This window comes from Nocardioides panacihumi (genome assembly GCF_039530925.1).
In the GTDB taxonomy this organism is placed as follows: Bacteria; Actinomycetota; Actinomycetes; order Propionibacteriales; family Nocardioidaceae; genus Nocardioides; species Nocardioides panacihumi.
Genome location: NZ_BAAAPB010000008.1, coordinates 216,682 through 233,063 on the forward strand (window position 1 = coordinate 216,682; position 16,382 = coordinate 233,063).

Consider the following 16,382-nt stretch of genomic DNA (forward strand, 5'->3'; position numbering starts at 1 on the left):
TGCGCCGACTCGGCGTCAGCCGCGCCCGGCCGCAAGACGCTGGAACCAGGCGAAGGAGTCCTTCGGTGTCCGCGCGAGCGTGTCGTAGTCGACATGGACGAGCCCGAAGCGCTCCCGGTAGCCCTCGGCCCACTCGAAGTTGTCGAGAAGCGACCAGGCCAGGTAGCCGCGGACGTCGACGCCGGCGTCGATCGCCCTCAGGACCGCGCGCAGGTGGGCGTCGTGATAGGTGATCCGGCGATCGTCGTGCACAGCGCCGTCGGGGTCGACGACGTCGTGGTAGGAGCATCCGGACTCGGTGATCCACACCGGCGGGAGCGCCGGGTAGCGGGCCGCCATCTCGGTCAGCACCTCGGTGAGCGCCTCGGGCACGATCGGCCAGCCGAAGTCAGTGGTCTCGCGACCGAGGAGCTCGCGCAGCTCGAAGCCGATCTCCGGCGGCGTGGGCATGCCACCGGCCACGGGCGAGGCGGCGGTGGCGGTGCCGGGGGCGCCGACGACCATCGGGCAGTAGTAGTTGACGCCATACCAGTCCAGGGGCGTCGCGATGACCTCCAGGTCCTCGGCCACCGGTCCGGGCATCGCCTCGGCGAACCCCTCGGGATAGGCCCCGAGCAGGAGGGGGTCGGCGAACAGCCGGTTGTAGATGAGGTCGAAGAGCCCGGCAGCGGCCTCGTCCTCGGGCGAGGACGAGGCGGGCCAGACCGGGACGTGGTTGTTGGCGATGCCGATGTTCGAGGCCCCGGCCGCACGGAGCGCCTGGACCGACAGCCCGTGCGCCAGCAGCTGGTGGTGGGCGACCGGGAGCGAGTCGAAGCCGAGCGTCAGACCGGGGGCGTGCAGGCCCAGCGCGTGGCCGAGCAGCGTCACGACGACGGGCTCGTTGAGCGGCATCCACATCCCGACCCGGTCACCGAGCCGGTCGGCGACGACGGCGGCGTACTCCGCCATCCTGTGCGCGGTGTCGCGGTTCTGCCAGCCGCCCGCGTCCTGCAGGGCCTGCGGCAGGTCCCAGTGGTACAGCGTGACGGCCGGGGTGACGCCGGCCGCCACGAGCTCGTCGACGAGCCGGTCGTAGAAGTCGAGCCCGGCCGTGTTCGGCGTGCCGGTCCCCGTCGGCAGGACGCGCGGCCACGCGATGGAGAACCGGTAGACGTCGCTCCCGAGCTCCTTGATGAGCGCCACGTCCTCGGGCATCCGGTGGTAGTGGTCGCAGGCCACCGCACCGCTCTCGCCGTTGAGCGTCTTGCCGGGGGTGGCGCAGAACGTGTCCCACACCGACGGGCCTCGGCCGTCGACGTCGACCGCCCCCTCGATCTGGTACGACGCGGTGGCCGTCCCGAGCTGGAAGCCGCTCGGCAGGGTGGGGAGATCGGTCACGGGGGACTCCTTCAGCGGTGACGGGTGGGAGCTAGGCGACGCTTCGGACGTTGCGGACGAGCAGGGCGCCGAGCAACGCGAAGACGCCGGCGACGGCGAAGAGGGCGGGGTAGCCCACGAGCGTGACGACCGGGGCCGCGATCGCGGGGGCGAGGACCTGGGGGAGCGCGGAGGCGATGTTGAGCACGCCGAGGTCCTTGCCGCGTGCGGCCTCGTCGGGCAGGACCTGCGTGATGAGGGCGAAGTCGACCGAGGTGTAGACACCGAAGCCGAGACCGAGGACGAACGACGCCGCGAGCAGCGTGGTCCACGTCGGCGAGAGCGCGATGACGAAGGCGCCGAGGCCGAGCACGACCCCGGAGGCGATGACGAACACGCGCCGCCGGCCGAGCCGGTCCGACCAGACGCCGGAGACGAGCACCGCCGCCGCCACGCCGACGGTGTTGACGACGGTCAGCAGGAAGACGTCGCTCTCGGCGTGCGGCCGATCGAGGTCGTCGCGCAGGAAGTAGAGCAGGTAGACGATGGCGACGGAGTAGCCGAGGTTGATCAGCAGCCGGGTCAGCCACGCCCAGCCGAAGTCCGGGTGGCGGCGCGGAGAGACCCAGAATCCGCGGAGGAAGCCGCCCCAGCTCCACGGCGGCACGTCGCGCGGGTCGAGCACGACGTCCCGACGCAGCAGCACGTAGGGAAGGACGAGGGCGACCACCGCGGCCGCGCAGACGACGTACCCGCCCCGTCCCGGGACCAACGCGGCGGCGCCCGTCGCGACCACCACGCCGACGATCTGGGCGAGCCCGAGCCACCCGGCGATCGCGCCGCGTCGGACGGCGGGCACCTGGTCCGGGACCGCGGCCGTGAGTGCCGCCCACGTGGCGTTGAGCGTGCCCTGGACCAGGCACCAGCCCAGCACCATCGCCGCCACGTTCGGGGCCACCGCCAGGATCAGCAGGCTGACGACGCCACCCGTGACGCCGGCGACGACCCACGGGAGCCGGCGGCCGAATCGGGAGGTGGTCCGGTCCGACAAGGCACCCCAGAGCGGGTTGAGCACGGTGGAGACCGCGGCCCCCAAGCCGGTGACCAGGGAGAGGACGTACTCCTTGTGGTCGGGGGAGAGCGCTTCTGCCTGGTTGGGCAGAAGCACCTGGATCGGTCCGTAGAAGCCGATCATCACGCCGACCCAGGCGAGGTAGAAGCGCCGCGCCCACCCGTGCGGCGGATCCTCCAGCGGCTCGGCCGCGGCGGCAGGCCCGGGTGTGGCGTGGGTCACGGCGGCCAAGCATGCACGATGGCGGGTTCGACGCGCGGCGAAACCGCTCCGCGACACGCACGCGTGTGGTCCCTGTGACTGGTGGGGCTTTGAAATAGGTTGGTCTCATGGCGACCCGTACGTCTTCCCCGCCGGGGTCGCGGAGCAAGAGCACGTCCTCCTCGAAGGGAGGTCGTGCTCCGAGCAGCCGCACCCGGAGTGCTGGAAGCACCACCAAGCGATCCACCTCGCGCACCGCACGCAAGCCCGCGGCGCGCGGCAGCAGCGCACGGCGGCCCGCCCCGCGGGCGGTGCGCAACGGTCGCGGACCGATCGCCGGCCTGTTCTACGCGCTGTTCCGGGGCGTCGCTGCCCTGTGGCTCGCCGTCGCTCACGCCATCGGCACGATCGCGCGCAGCATCGGTCACGGCGCGCGTGACCTCGACCCCGAGCACCGTCGCGACGGTGCCGGGCTGTTCGTGCTCGGCCTCGCGCTCGTCGTCGCCGGAGCCGTGTGGTTCGGCATCGAGGGCGGCGTGCTCGGATTCGTCCGCACCATCGTCACCGGCAGCGTCGGCAAGGTCGGGTGGCTGGTGCCCCTGGCGCTGGTGTACGTCGCCTCGCGCACCATGCGCGACCCGGAGGGCACGGGCCCGGCCGGACGCCAGATGATCGGCTGGTCCGCGCTCGGGCTGGGCGTGCTCGGCATCGTGCACATCGCCAACGGCAACCCGCAGCCGCAGAACGGCAACGCGGCCGCGCTCCAGGACGCCGGCGGCGCGATCGGGTACGTCGTCAGCGCGCTGCTGCTCGACCTGCTCCGGTCGGCGTACGTCGTCGTGCCGCTGCTCATGCTGCTCGCCTTCTTCGGCCTGCTCGTGGTGACGTCGACGCCGCTCTACCAGGTCCCCGCCAAGCTCGCCGCGCTCCGCGACCGCGCGCTCGGCCACGAGCACGACGAGGACGAGTTCAGCGTCGGCCCCCACGACACCCAGCCGATCGCACGGCGCAGGAACTCGGGCAAGCGCGGGCTGGACGACTCGTTCATCGACCCGGACATGGGTGACCCGGCCTACGACAGCCCGGTCATCGAGGACGGCGAGCGGCGCAAGCGCCGCCGCCGTGGCGACAAGGTCGGCCTGGACCAGCTGTTCGCCGACGACCCCTTCGCGCCCGGGGAGGGCGACGCCGCCGAGGCCGCGGAGGCCGCGGACGAGGCGGTCGAGGCCACCGTGCGCCGGGCCAGGCCGGGCGCCCGCCAGGACAAGGCCGAGAAGACCGAGCTCGAGCCCCCGCCGCACAGCCCGCTCCCGCCGCGCGTCGAGCAGCTGTCGCTCTCCGGCGACGTCACCTACACGCTGCCCGGCAACGACCTGCTGAAGCCCGGCTCGCCCCACAAGGCGCGCTCGAAGGCCAGCGACGACGTCGTCGGCCGCCTCACCAACGTGCTCGACGAGTTCGGCATCGATGCCACGGTCACCGGCTACACCCGCGGTCCGACGGTCACCCGCTACGAGGTCGAGCTCGGCCAGGCGGTCAAGGTCGAGAAGGTCACCGCGCTGTCGAAGAACATCGCCTACGCCGTGGCGAGCGCCGACGTCCGCATCCTGTCGCCGATCCCCGGCAAGTCGGCCATCGGCATCGAGATTCCGAATGTCGACAAGGAGATCGTCACCCTCGGCGACGTGCTGCGCTCCAACACGGCGCGCAGCGACCACCACCCGATGGTCGCCGGCCTGGGCAAGGACGTCGAGGGCGGCTTCGTCGTCGCGAACATGGCGAAGATGCCGCACCTGCTCGTCGCAGGTGCCACCGGCTCCGGAAAGTCGTCGTTCATCAACTCGCTGATCACCTCGATCCTGATGCGATCGACGCCCGACGAGGTCCGGATGATCATGGTCGACCCCAAGCGGGTGGAGCTGAACGCCTACGAGGGCGTCCCGCACCTGATCACGCCGATCATCACGAACCCGAAGAAGGCCGCCGAGGCGCTGGCCTGGGTCGTGCGCGAGATGGACATGCGGTACGACGACCTGGCGAACTTCGGCTTCCGCCACATCGACGACTTCAACAAGGCGGTGCGCGCCGGCAAGGTCGAGGTGCCGCTGGGCAGCGAGCGCACGCTGACGCCGTACCCCTACCTGCTGGTGATCGTCGACGAGCTCGCGGACCTGATGATGGTCGCCCCGCGCGACGTCGAGGACTCCGTCGTCCGCATCACCCAGCTCGCCCGCGCGGCGGGCATCCACCTGGTGCTCGCGACGCAGCGCCCGTCGGTCGACGTCGTGACCGGTCTGATCAAGGCCAACGTGCCGTCGCGGCTGGCGTTCGCCACCTCGTCGCTCGGCGACAGCCGGGTCATCCTCGACCAGCCGGGCGCCGAGAAGCTCGTCGGCCAGGGCGACGGTCTGTTCCTGCCGATGGGTGCCTCGAAGCCGATCCGTGTGCAGGGCTCGTGGGTCTCCGAGGCCGAGATCGCTTCAGTCGTCAAGGCGTGCAAGACGCAGCTCGAGCCGGCGTACCGCGAGGACGTGACGGTGCCGGCCGCGTCGAAGCGCGAGCTCGACGACGACATCGGCGACGACCTCGAGCTCGTCGTCCAGGCGATCGAGCTGGTCGTGACGACCCAGTTCGGCTCGACGTCGATGCTGCAGCGCAAGCTGCGCGTCGGCTTCGCGAAGGCGGGGCGCCTGATGGACATCATGGAGAGCCGCGGCGTCGTTGGCCCGAGCGAAGGCTCGAAGGCCCGCGACGTGCTCGTCAAGCCTGACGAGCTCGACGGTGTGATCGCAACGCTTCAGGGGGAGCTGTGAACGCTAGGGACATGCGGGCCCGGGACATCCAGATCGGCCGCAACGGACGTCTGGCGGCGGTCATCGGCGGGATCGCCGGTGTCCTCGCGCTGGCCTTCCTGCTTCGCCATGACGGTGCGGTCGACATCGCGCTCGGCGTGGTGCTGCTGGCGATCGCCGGCCACCAGCTGTGGAACGCATGGGACGCGCGCACGCCGCTGCTCGTCGCCGACGACCTCGGCATGCGGGTCCGGCTCGGTCGGGTCTGGCAGGGCATCCCGTGGCGCGACCTGGACGAGGTCGAGCACCTGCCCCGACGGTCCTGGTGGCGTGACGGCCGCCTGGTCCTGCTGCCCCAGGACGGTGACGCCCAGATGGCTGCGCTGCCCGCGGCGGCCCGACGCCACGCAACCGTCTCGCAGAAGCTGTACGGCGCCCCCTTCGCCGTCCCGCTCGGCCTGGCCACCGTGGTGGCCGGCGGTAGCCGCGACCTCTCCTCCCGGCTGGCGGACCTGGCCGGCGAGACCACCACGATCGTGGAGATCGACCCCGGGGTGGAGGACCTCGCCGACCTGGGAGACGCCGCCGACCCGACGGCCCCCGAGCCGACCCGGGTCGTCTCCCGCGCCGCCCTGACCGACAACGCCCTGACCGACAACGCCCTGACCGACACTGCGGAGCGCCCGGCCGTCGCCAGCCCGACGCCGTCGCCGCTGCGCGAGCCGACCACGGCAGTGCGGGCCGAGATGACCCGCGACTTCTCCACGATGGGCGCCAACGCGCTCAAGCTCGACCCGTCCGAGAGCGACGACGAGTCTGACGGCGTGGGCCCCTCGCTGCCCGAGATGGGGGCACTGCAGCGCCCGTTCTTCGGCGAGATGCAGGGCGTCACCCCCATCGCCCGGCCGGGCGAGCCCGTCGAGCCGCTCGTCATCGACGACCTCGGTCCGACCCCGGCGGCGGAGCCGTTCATCGGTCCCGAGCTCGCCGCGGCCCGCACCCGCATCGGCCTGTCCGTCGACCAGCTCGCCGAGCGCACCCGGATCCGCCCGCACGTCATCGAGGCGATCGAGGTCGACGACTTCGGACCCTGCGGTGGCGACTTCTACGCGCGCGGCCACCTGCGGACGCTCGCGCGGGTGCTCGGCGTCGATGCGGCCCCTCTGCTCGAGCAGTACGGCGCGACGTACGCCGACGCCCCCATCGACCCTCGCCGGGTCTTCGAGTCCGAGCTGGCGACGGGCGCCGGCGGCCCCATCCGCCGGATGACCGGTGGCCCGAACTGGTCGGTGCTCGTCGCCGCGGTGATGGCGATCGTGCTGGCCTGGTCGGTCGCCCGGCTCGTCCTCGACAGCTCAACGACGACCCCGCCACCGGCGCCCAGCCTGGGCAGCGGCTCGGCCGGCACCGGCAACCCCTACGGCAAGCTCGCTCCGGCCGTGCCGGTGACGATCACGGCTGCCGGCGGAGGCGCCGAGGTCGTCGTACGTGACGGTGGCGGCGACGTGGTGTTCTCCGGCTCCTTGGCCTTCGGTGAGTCCAAGACGCTGCGCGCCTCGCCGCCCGTGCGGATCCAGGCCTCGGACGGCTCGACGACCGTCGCGCTCGACGGCGGCAAGGCCGCGCCGGTCGGCGAGACCGGTCAGGCCGCGCAGCAGACGTACACCGCCGACTGAGCGCGTGCCGTCAGGGTTCGTCGGTCGCGTGCGGCCGCGGCTAAGGTGAACGACGATCATGACGACTGACACGCAGCTCTCCGTGGCCATGGTGACCCTTGGGTGCACCCGCAACGAGGTGGACTCCGAGGAGCTCGCCGGCCGGTTGACCGCCGGCGGCTTCCGGCTGGTCTCCGACCCGTCGGAGGCGGACACGGTCGTGGTCAACACCTGCGGCTTCGTCGAGCAGGCCAAGAAGGACTCCGTCGACACCCTCCTCGAGGCGGCGGACCTGAAGGGCACCGCCGGAAACGGGGGCCGCGCACAGGCGGTCGTGGCCGTCGGCTGCATGGCCGAGCGCTACGGCAAGGAGCTCGCTGAGAGCCTCCCGGAGGCCGACGCGGTGCTCGGGTTCGACGACTATCCCGATATCGCCGCCAAGCTGCGGGCGATCGTCAACGGCGAGGCGCACCATCCGCACACGCCGCAGGATCGCCGGCTCCTGCTCCCGATCTCACCGGTCGAGCGCGACGCGACCGCGGTGTCGACGCCGGGCTTCGACGACCTCCGCACGCGACTCGACGACGGACCGTGGGCGCCGCTCAAGCTCGCCAGCGGCTGCGACAGGCGCTGCACGTTCTGCGCGATCCCGACCTTCCGCGGCTCGTTCGTGAGCCGCCGGCCGAGCGACGTCCTCCACGAGGCGCAGTGGCTCGCCGGGCAGGGCGTCAAGGAGCTCTTCCTGGTCAGCGAGAACTCCACGTCGTACGGCAAGGACCTCGGCGACCTGCGGCTGCTCGAGACCCTGCTGCCGGAGCTCGCTGCCGTCGACGGCATCGAGCGGGTGCGGGTCTCCTACCTGCAGCCCGCCGAGACCCGCCCCGGCCTCGTCGAGGCGATCGCGACGACGCCCGGCGTGGCTCCGTACTTCGACCTGTCCTTCCAGCACGCCAGCAACGCCGTCCTGCGGCGGATGAAGCGCTTCGGGGACCCCGACAGCTTCCTCGGCCTCCTGGAGAAGGTGCGCTCGTACGCGCCGGAGGCCGGCGTGCGCTCCAACGTCATCGTCGGCTTCCCCGGTGAGACGGAGGAGGATCTCGAGATCCTCTGCGACTTCCTCGTCGCCGCCCGCCTCGACGTGACCGGCGTGTTCGGTTACTCCGACGAGGACGGCACCGAGGCCGCGGGCTTCCCCGAGGAGCTCAAGCTCGACGAGGACGAGGTGCGCGCGAGGCACGAGCACGTGCAGTCGCTCGTCGAGGAGCTCAACGCACAGCGCGCGGAGGAGCGCATCGGCGAGTACGTCGACGTGCTGGTCGAGACGACCCAGGACGAGACGACCGGCCGGGCGGCCCACCAGGGCCCCGAGGTCGACGGCACCACCACCCTGCTCGGCTCCACGGCCGGCGTCGGGGACATCGTCCGGGCCGAGGTCGTGGCGACCGACGGTGTCGACCTGATCGCCAAGGCCCTGTGAGGACACGATGACCGAGACGCAGGCCAGCAACCTCAACGTGCCCAACGTCCTGACGACCCTGCGGATCGTCATGGTGCCGTTCTTCGGCTGGGCGCTGCTGGCCGACGGCGGCGAGAACGCTTCGCTGCGGGTGCTGGCCTGGGCGCTCTTCGTGGTCGCCATGATCACCGACAAGATCGACGGCGACCTGGCCCGCAAGCACAACCTGATCACCAACTTCGGCAAGATCGCCGACCCGATCGCCGACAAGGCGATCACCGGGATGGCGTTCATCGGGCTGTCGGTCGTCGGCGACATCTGGTGGTGGGTCACGATCGTGGTGCTGCTTCGCGAGTGGAGCGTGACGCTTCTGCGGCTCTCCATCCTCAGGCGCGTGGTGATCGCCGCCGACCAGCTCGGGAAGGTCAAGACCGCCGTGCAGGCCGTCGCCCTCGCCGGCCTCTGCCTGCCGCTGCGCGACCCGGACCTGCCGGACTGGTTCCACGTGCCCGGTGAGCTGCTCTACTACGGCTTCCAGGCCTGCCTCGCCGTCGCTGTCGCCCTGACGCTCTGGTCGGGCTACAACTTCTTCGCCGGCGTCTGGAAGCAGCGGCACGCCATCCGCGCCGCTTAACCGCTGCAGATGGGATCTGGCATCGGCAAGACCTGCCGAGATTGCCGGAGAATGTCGTTGCCGAGTTGGGAAGCCGTTCACTTCCTGGGATGTCCACGACACCCGAGCCGTCATAGGGTCACGGAGTCACACGGGGTTCGGGCCTGGGATGGCGGGAGCCCCTTCTCAGCAACGGAGGCTCCATGTCGTCCTCACGCCCCATCGCCCGCCTCGGTGCGGGCTCGCTCGGACTGGCCCTCGCGGCCGCCGGCCTGAGCTTCGTCGCCGCTCCTGCCGCGCATGCAGCCGACCCGGTCGTCATCAACCTGGTCGGCATCAACGACTTCCACGGCCGCATCGACGCCAACACCGTCAAGTGGGCTGGGACGGTCGAGCAGACGAAGGCTCTGCGGCCGGCCGCGGACACGCTCTTCGTCGGCGCCGGGGACCTCGTCGGGGCCTCGCTGTTCGCCTCGGCCACCGCCAACGACCAGCCGACCATCGACGTGCTCAACGAGCTCGGGCTGCAGGCGTCCTCGGTCGGCAACCACGAGTTCGACAAGGGGTGGGCGGACCTCCGCGACCGGATCATCGGCCCCGCCGCCACTCCGAACGCGGCCTGGGAGTACCTCGGCGCGAACGTGTACGCCAAAGGCACGACGACCCCGGTCCTCCCGGAGTTCTGGGAGACCGACGTCAGCGGGCTCAAGGTCGCCGTCATCGGCGCCGTCACCGAGGAGACCCGCTCGCTGGTCAGCCCGGGCGGCATCACCGACATCGACTTCGGCCCGATCGTCCCGGCGATCAACCGCGTCGCGGACGAGCTCACGGACGGCAACGCCGCCAACGGCGAGGCCGACGTGATCGTCGCGACGGTCCACGCCGGCGCCGTCAAGGGCGCGGGCTCGTCGTACGAGGAGCAAGTGCTGCAGAACGGCGAGTTCCAGGACATGGCGCTGCATCTGTCGCCGAAGGTCGACGCCGTCTTCCAGGGCCACACGCACCAGCTGTACGCCTGGGACGCCCCGGTCACGGGTGGCGACCTGCCGACCCGCCCGCTGCTGCAGACGGGCAACTACGGCGACAACGTCGGCAACATCCAGCTGACCGTCGACCCGGCCACCAAGCACGTCATCTCCTACACGAAGCAGAACGTCGCCCGGGTCACCACGCCGGACGCCGACCTGATCGCGCGCTACCCGGTGCTCAGCCAGGTGAAGTCGACCGTGGACACCGCCATCGCGAACGCGGCGGCGGTGGGCAACCAGCCGGTCGGCTCGATCACCGCCGACATCACGACCGCGCTGCCCAACCCCGCGCTGCCGCCGGCCGCCGGCGGCACCGGCAACCGCGACGACCGGGCCAACGAGTCGACCCTCGGCGACCTGGTCGGCAACGCGCTGCGCGACGGCGTACCGTCCGACCAGGGCCACGTCGACCTCGGCATCGTCAACCCGGGAGGCCTTCGCTCCGAGCTGCTGTACGCCGGCGACACGACCTCGAACCCGGCCAACACCAACGGCGTGGTGACGTACGCCGAGGCGAACAACGTGCTCCCGTTCGTCAACAACATCTGGCTGGTCGACCTCAAGGGGTCCTCGCTGAAGAAGGTGCTCGAGCAGCAGTGGCAACCGGTCGGCTCCTCGCGTCCGTTCCTGGCGCTCGGGTTGTCGGACAACGTCCGGGTGACCTACGACCCGAACGCACCGGCCGGCTCGCACATCACCTCCGTCCGGATCGGTGACGCGCCACTGGACCCCGACGCGACGTACACGGTGTCGACGTTCAGCTTCCTCGGCACGGGCGGTGACAACTTCGCGGCCTTCACCGAGGGCACGCCGCACGACACCGGCCTCGTCGACCGCGACCTGTGGATCTCCTACCTGCAGAACCACCCGGGCCTGTCGCCCGACTTCGCGCGCCAGCAGGTCGGCGCCACGGGCCTCCCTGCCTCGGTCAGTGCGAAGGGCCACTACGAGTTCACGCTCAGCAAGCTCGACCTCACGTCGGCAGGGAGCCCCGCCAACACGTCGGTGTCGATCACGGCTGACCGTGGTCGTGGCCCGGTGGTCAAGGTCGGCACCGCCACCGTGTCCGGCGGGACCGCAGCCGTGTCGATCGACATCCCGTCGCAGGTGAAGGGCGGCGTCCTCACGCTCGTCGCGCAGCCCAGCGGCACGACCGTCACCATCCCGGTCGCGCAGAAGTAGATCCGTCTTCGTCGGGGCCGGCTCGCGCCGGCCCCGACGTCGTCCCACCCCACCGCCCCCTCACCTCTCGGAGCATCTATGTCCTCGTCACGTCGGGTCGGCATCGTCGCCGCCCTCGGCCTCGCCACCACAGCGCTCAGCCCGCTCCTGGTCGCCTCACCCGTCCACGCCAACCCCGCCGGCACCGGCCTCGTCATCAGCGAGGTCTACGGTGCGGGCGGCAACAACGGCGCCGTCTACAACGCCGACTTCGTCGAGCTCTACAACCCGACCGCCTCCGCGCTCCCGCTCGCCGGGCTGGCGGTTCACTACCGGTCCGCGGCAGGCGGGTCGGGCGGGTCGCCGTACGCACTCTCCGGGTCCGTGCCCGCCCACGCCCACTGGCTCGTGCAGATGGGGGCGGCCGGTGCCAACGGGGCCGCGCTGCCGACGCCGGATGCGACCGCGGCCCCGGCGTTCAACATGGCGGCGGGAGGCGGTCAGGTCGCGCTGCAGCAGGGCACGACGGTCATCGCGACGTCGGGCAACGTGGCCGGTGCTGCAGGTCTCGTCGACTTCGTCGGCGCGACCGGCGCGAGCAGCTTCGAGACGGCCCCGACGACGTCGGCCGCGACCGCCGCGCAGTCGCTCAACCGGACGAGCGCCGGGGCCGACACCGACAGCAACGCGGCGGACTTCGCGCTCGCCGCCCCCTCTCCGACGAACAGCGGGACGACCGGCGGCGGGGGAGACCCGACGCCGCCCACGCCGCCGATCGACGCGTCGATCGCCCAGATCGAGGGCTCGACCGACACCTCGCCGTACGCCGGCTCGAACGGCGCGGCCGGCTCGCAGACCCTCACCACGCAGGGCGTCGTCACGGCGGTCTACTCCGGATCGGGGTCGTTCAACGGGTTCTACCTGCAGACTCCCGGCACGCCCGACACCCCGAACGCGTCGGACGGCATCTTCGTGTTCGGATCCCAGGCGGCCGCGCTCGTGCACCGAGGCGACAGCGTGCGGATCACCGGGCGGGTGCAGGAGTTCAACGGCTTGACCGAGTTCTCCGTGGACACCCCGGTCGCGTCGAACCTCACCGTGCTGCCGACCTCGCTCGGGCAGGTGACGCCGCTCTCCGTCAGCGACTGGTCCAGCCTCGACACCGACGCCGAGAAGGAGGCCCACGAGAGCGAGGTCGTCGACCCGACGGCCCTGCACTTCACCGTCTCGGACAACTACGACACCAACGTGACGGGCACCTTCGGCCTGGCGGTCGGTGACCACGCGCTCGTGCAGCCGACCGAGGTCGCCGACGCGCAGGACGCCGCCGCCATCGCGGCCGTGAAGGCCGACAACGCCGCACGCGCGATCGCACTGGACGACGGCTACAGCGGCGACTTCTTCACCAACACCACGGGCAAGAACACGCCGATGCCGTGGCTCACCCTCGATCACTCCGTGCGGGTGGGGGCGTCGGCGACGTTCCACCAGCCGGTCATCCTGGACCACCGGAAGAAGGAGACCAGCGGCACGGTGGCGGGCGACCCCGCGCAGTGGACGCTGGAGCCGCTCGCGCAGGTCACCGGCACCGGCGATGACGTCGTCTCGTTCGCCGACACGCGGGCCGACAACCTGGCCCCGAAGCAGGTCGGGGGCGACACCCGGATCGCGACCTTCAACGTGCTCAACTACTTCCCGACCACCGGGCGGGAGTTCGTCGACCAGCTCGGCGGCAAGTGCACCTTCTACACCGACCGGGCCGGCAACGACGTCGCGACCAACCAGTGCGGCTACGCCTCGACCAGCGCCGGCGACGGCCCGCGCGGCGCGGCCGACGCCGCGAACCTCAAGCGGCAGCAGGACAAGATCGTCCACGCGATCAACACCCTGGGCGCCGGCATCGTGTCGCTCGAGGAGGTCGAGAACTCGGTGAAGTTCGGCAAGGACCGCGACTTCGCGCTGTCCACGCTCGTCGACGCGCTCAACGCCGACGCCGGCTCGACGGTCTGGTCCTACGCGCCCTCTCCGGCCGCGGCGGACCTGCCGCCGGTCGCAGAGCAGGACGTCATCCGCACGGCGTTCATCTACAAGCCCTCCGCGGTCTCGCTCGTCGGCCCTTCGCACGTGCTCACCGGCTCCGCGCCGTTCGCGGACGCCCGGGAGCCGCTCGCCCAGGGCTTCAAGCGGGCAGGAGCGCCTGACGAGGACGCCTTCGCGGTGATCGTGAACCACTTCAAGTCGAAGGGCTCCGGCGTCGACGACGGCACGGGCCAGGGCAACGCCAACCCGGACAGGGTGGCGCAGGCGAACGCGCTGGTCGGCTTCGCGAACAGCGTCGCCGGCGACCTCGGCACCGACAAGGTGTTCCTGACGGGTGACTTCAACGCCTACTCGCACGAGGACCCCGTCCAGGTGCTGGAGTCGGCCGGCTACGCGGAGCTCAACGGCGAGTTCAACGGCGGCGAGTCGACGTACTCCTTCGACGGCATGGACGGCTCGCTCGACCACGTCTTCGCCAGCCCGGCGGCGAAGGCATGGGTGACCGGCGTCGACGTGTGGGAGATCAACGCCCAGGAGTCGGTGGCCTACGAGTACAGCCGCTACAACTACAACGCGACGCTGCTGTACGACGACAGCCCGTTCCGCGCCTCCGACCACGACCCGGAGGTGATCGGGGTCGACCTTCCCGAGCTGACGTACACGCCCACCGTCGACGCAGCCGACACGACGGTGGTCTACAGCAAGGCCCCCGCCCAGGTGACCGTCACGGTGAGCGCCGACGGCGTGGTCCCGACAGGGACCGTGCAGATCCTCGACGGCCAGGACGTCGTCGGGAGCGGCACCCTGGTCGATGGCAAGGTCGTCGTCACCATCGCGGAGAAGGCGTACAAGCGTGGCACGTACACGCTGACGGCCGCCTACTCCGGTGGCGGTCGGGTGCTGCCCGGCAGCGACACCTTCACCCTCACGGTGACCAACCCGGTCGGACACTGAGTGCGACGGAGGGTCCGGACCGCGCCGCGGTCCGGGCCCTCCGTGCGGCGTTGACGTGCCTCCTACGATCGGCGTCGTGACAGACCTGGGGAAGCGCGTCCACCTCCTGCTGCGCGCGGAGGGCAGCACGGTCTCGACCGCCGAGTCGCTGACGGGCGGGCGACTGGCGGTTCGGTTCACCGACGTGCCCGGTGTCTCCGAGACGTTTCTCGGCGGCGCGGTCACGTACGCGACCGCCCTGAAGATGTCGCTCCTCGGGGTCGACGAGGAGATCGTCGTGAGGCACGGGGTGGTCTCCGCCGAGTGCGCCCGGGCCATGGCCAGCGGCGTCAGGGCGGTCACCGGGTCGACGTACGGGCTGTCGACGACGGGCGTCGCAGGCCCCGACGACCAGGAGGGCAAGCCCGCCGGCACCGTGTACGTCGGCCTGGCCGGTCCCGGCTTCGTCGTGTCCGAGCTGTTGGAGCTGCAGGGCGACCGCACGGAGATCCAGGAGGCCACCTGCGAGGCAGTCCTCGCCGCGCTGGAGGTGCGCCTGCGGGAACAGACTGCTCTCAGGTAGCGTTGGCCCATCGCCACCCTGGTGGCAGCGAGACTCTTGGCCAGCCGCGGCCCGATGTGAGGAGGCAGTCCGCATGGTGCTGTTCCGTCGACTGCTCGGCGACGTGCTCCGCGCGCAGCGGATGGATCGCGGGATGACGCTGCGCGAGGTCTCTGCGGAGGCGCGCGTCAGCCTGGGCTACATCTCCGAGATCGAGCGCGGTCAGAAGGAAGCCTCGTCCGAGCTGCTGGCGTCGCTGTGCGGTGCGCTCGACGTGCGCCTCTCCGACGTGCTGCGCGAGGTCTCGCACGCGGTCGCGGTCGAGGAGGCCGCCACCGCCCCGACGCCGATCCCGGTCCGCAACGCGGGCGCGGACGTCGTCGCCTCCGCGGCCTAGACTGCAGGGTCGACCGCTCCGGGCGTCGGAGCAGGCTCGTGTGCGCGACGCCAGTCGTACACCGGGCGCCAGCGCTCGTGCATCGTGGTCACGAGGCTGAGCAGGAGCACGAAGAAGAGCGCGTGGCCGTAGTTCAGCGAGCCTCCCAACCGGCCGAGGACGATGCCTTCGACGACCACCAGCGCCACGTTGACGGCGGTCCGCACGACGAACGCCACGGCCAGCGACTCGATCGACCTCGACCTGCGCTGAGCCGCCAGGGCGAGGGCCGCGTTGATCAGCACGAGGACGCTCACGCCGACGAACATCTCCGTAGCGTCGGCCTCGACGCCCGGCAGCACTTGGGCGAACAGCACCGACAGCAGGCCGACGAGCACGACGCGCTCGAACGTCACCCACGAGACCAACCGGCCTCTCGTGGCCGACCACGCCGCCACCTCGGCGGCGGAGTCGATCTCCTCCGGCAGCGGATCTGCAGCCAGCTTCCAGGGCCAGTCCGGGGGCGACAGACGTGGCCGGACCACGAACCACAGCACGAGTGCGAGCACCCCGAGACCGGCGAGGATCAGCGGACCGAACCACGCGTGCTCGGCGAGCGCGTCGGTGAAGTCGAGCTTGGCGATGTGGATCCACCACTCCTGCGGCAGCTTGATGAAGATCCAGATCGCCGCGGCGACGTACACCCACGTGCGCTGGACCCACCGGCCCGCGTCCCAGCGGGTCCGGACGCCTTCGTAGGCGATGAAGAAGTACTCGAAGGTGTTCGCGAAGATCAGCAGCAGGGCCCTCACCTGGGTGAGCTCGAACGCGACCACCCCGACCAGGCGGTAGAAGTAGAGGAAGCGGGCCACCCCGAACGCCGGCATGCTCGACCAGTTCCGCAGTGTCGAGAGGTAGGCGATGGCGAGGTAGTAGGTGTCCATCGCCTTGTCGTAGCCCTGGTAGGCGGGCGGGTCGTAGCCGAAGGCCTGGAAGACGCTGTGGTCGACCGCGTCCAGCACGAGGGATGCGATCACACCGGGAAGCGGCCACCTCGGAATCGTCAGGGGCACGAGGAAGCGTGCCCCGACGACCGTGATGAAGACAGCGAGGACGCCCCCGTGCATGACATCG

The 16,382-nt window shown here is 71.1% G+C and carries 11 protein-coding genes; 8 read left to right on the forward strand and 3 right to left on the reverse strand.

Going from position 1 to position 16,382, the window contains the following annotated elements; genetic code table 11:
* Positions 1–15: 15 nt before the first annotated feature.
* Positions 16–1,380 (reverse strand): GH1 family beta-glucosidase, encoded by a 1,365-nt coding sequence (locus ABD205_RS21990; protein ID WP_344048672.1) that lies wholly within the window; start codon positions 1,378–1,380, stop codon positions 16–18.
* A gap of 31 nt (positions 1,381–1,411) precedes the next feature.
* Positions 1,412–2,653, reverse strand: coding sequence for an MFS transporter (locus ABD205_RS21995; protein WP_344048674.1), 1,242 nt, complete (start codon positions 2,651–2,653; stop codon positions 1,412–1,414).
* A 107-nt stretch (positions 2,654–2,760) separates the two neighbouring features.
* On the opposite strand from ABD205_RS21995, the gene ABD205_RS22000 reads away from it, so the two are divergent.
* From ABD205_RS22000 to ABD205_RS22035, 8 genes are all read left to right on the forward strand, one after another.
* Positions 2,761–5,445 carry an FtsK/SpoIIIE family DNA translocase gene (locus ABD205_RS22000; RefSeq protein ID WP_344048676.1) on the forward strand — a complete coding sequence of 895 codons (2,685 nt, stop codon included), beginning with the start codon at positions 2,761–2,763 and terminating at the stop codon, positions 5,443–5,445.
* 11 nt (positions 5,446–5,456) lie between these two features.
* Positions 5,457–7,100: a helix-turn-helix domain-containing protein gene (locus ABD205_RS22005; RefSeq protein WP_344048678.1), complete on the forward strand. Its 1,644-nt coding sequence runs from the start codon at positions 5,457–5,459 to the stop codon at positions 7,098–7,100.
* A gap of 58 nt (positions 7,101–7,158) precedes the next feature.
* Positions 7,159–8,556, forward strand: coding sequence for a 30S ribosomal protein S12 methylthiotransferase RimO (gene rimO / locus ABD205_RS22010; protein WP_344048680.1), 1,398 nt, complete (start codon positions 7,159–7,161; stop codon positions 8,554–8,556).
* 7 nt (positions 8,557–8,563) lie between these two features.
* Positions 8,564–9,169: a CDP-diacylglycerol--glycerol-3-phosphate 3-phosphatidyltransferase gene (gene pgsA / locus ABD205_RS22015; RefSeq protein ID WP_344048682.1), complete on the forward strand. Its 606-nt coding sequence runs from the start codon at positions 8,564–8,566 to the stop codon at positions 9,167–9,169.
* A gap of 182 nt (positions 9,170–9,351) precedes the next feature.
* Positions 9,352–11,358: a bifunctional metallophosphatase/5'-nucleotidase gene (locus ABD205_RS22020; RefSeq protein WP_344048684.1), complete on the forward strand. Its 2,007-nt coding sequence runs from the start codon at positions 9,352–9,354 to the stop codon at positions 11,356–11,358.
* Between the two features lie 78 nt (positions 11,359–11,436).
* Complete coding sequence (locus tag ABD205_RS22025) at positions 11,437–14,331, forward strand: ExeM/NucH family extracellular endonuclease (RefSeq protein WP_344048685.1); 2,895 nt, start codon at positions 11,437–11,439, stop codon at positions 14,329–14,331.
* Between the two features lie 76 nt (positions 14,332–14,407).
* Complete coding sequence (locus tag ABD205_RS22030; protein WP_344048687.1) at positions 14,408–14,893, forward strand: CinA family protein; 486 nt, start codon at positions 14,408–14,410, stop codon at positions 14,891–14,893.
* 73 nt (positions 14,894–14,966) lie between these two features.
* Positions 14,967–15,269 carry a helix-turn-helix domain-containing protein gene (locus tag ABD205_RS22035; protein WP_344048689.1) on the forward strand — a complete coding sequence of 101 codons (303 nt, stop codon included), beginning with the start codon at positions 14,967–14,969 and terminating at the stop codon, positions 15,267–15,269.
* Here the strand turns inward: ABD205_RS22035 and ABD205_RS22040 are convergent.
* Positions 15,266–16,375: a hypothetical protein gene (locus ABD205_RS22040; RefSeq protein WP_344048691.1), complete on the reverse strand. Its 1,110-nt coding sequence runs from the start codon at positions 16,373–16,375 to the stop codon at positions 15,266–15,268. The genes ABD205_RS22035 and ABD205_RS22040 overlap by 4 nt on opposite strands.
* Positions 16,376–16,382: the final 7 nt, after the last annotated feature.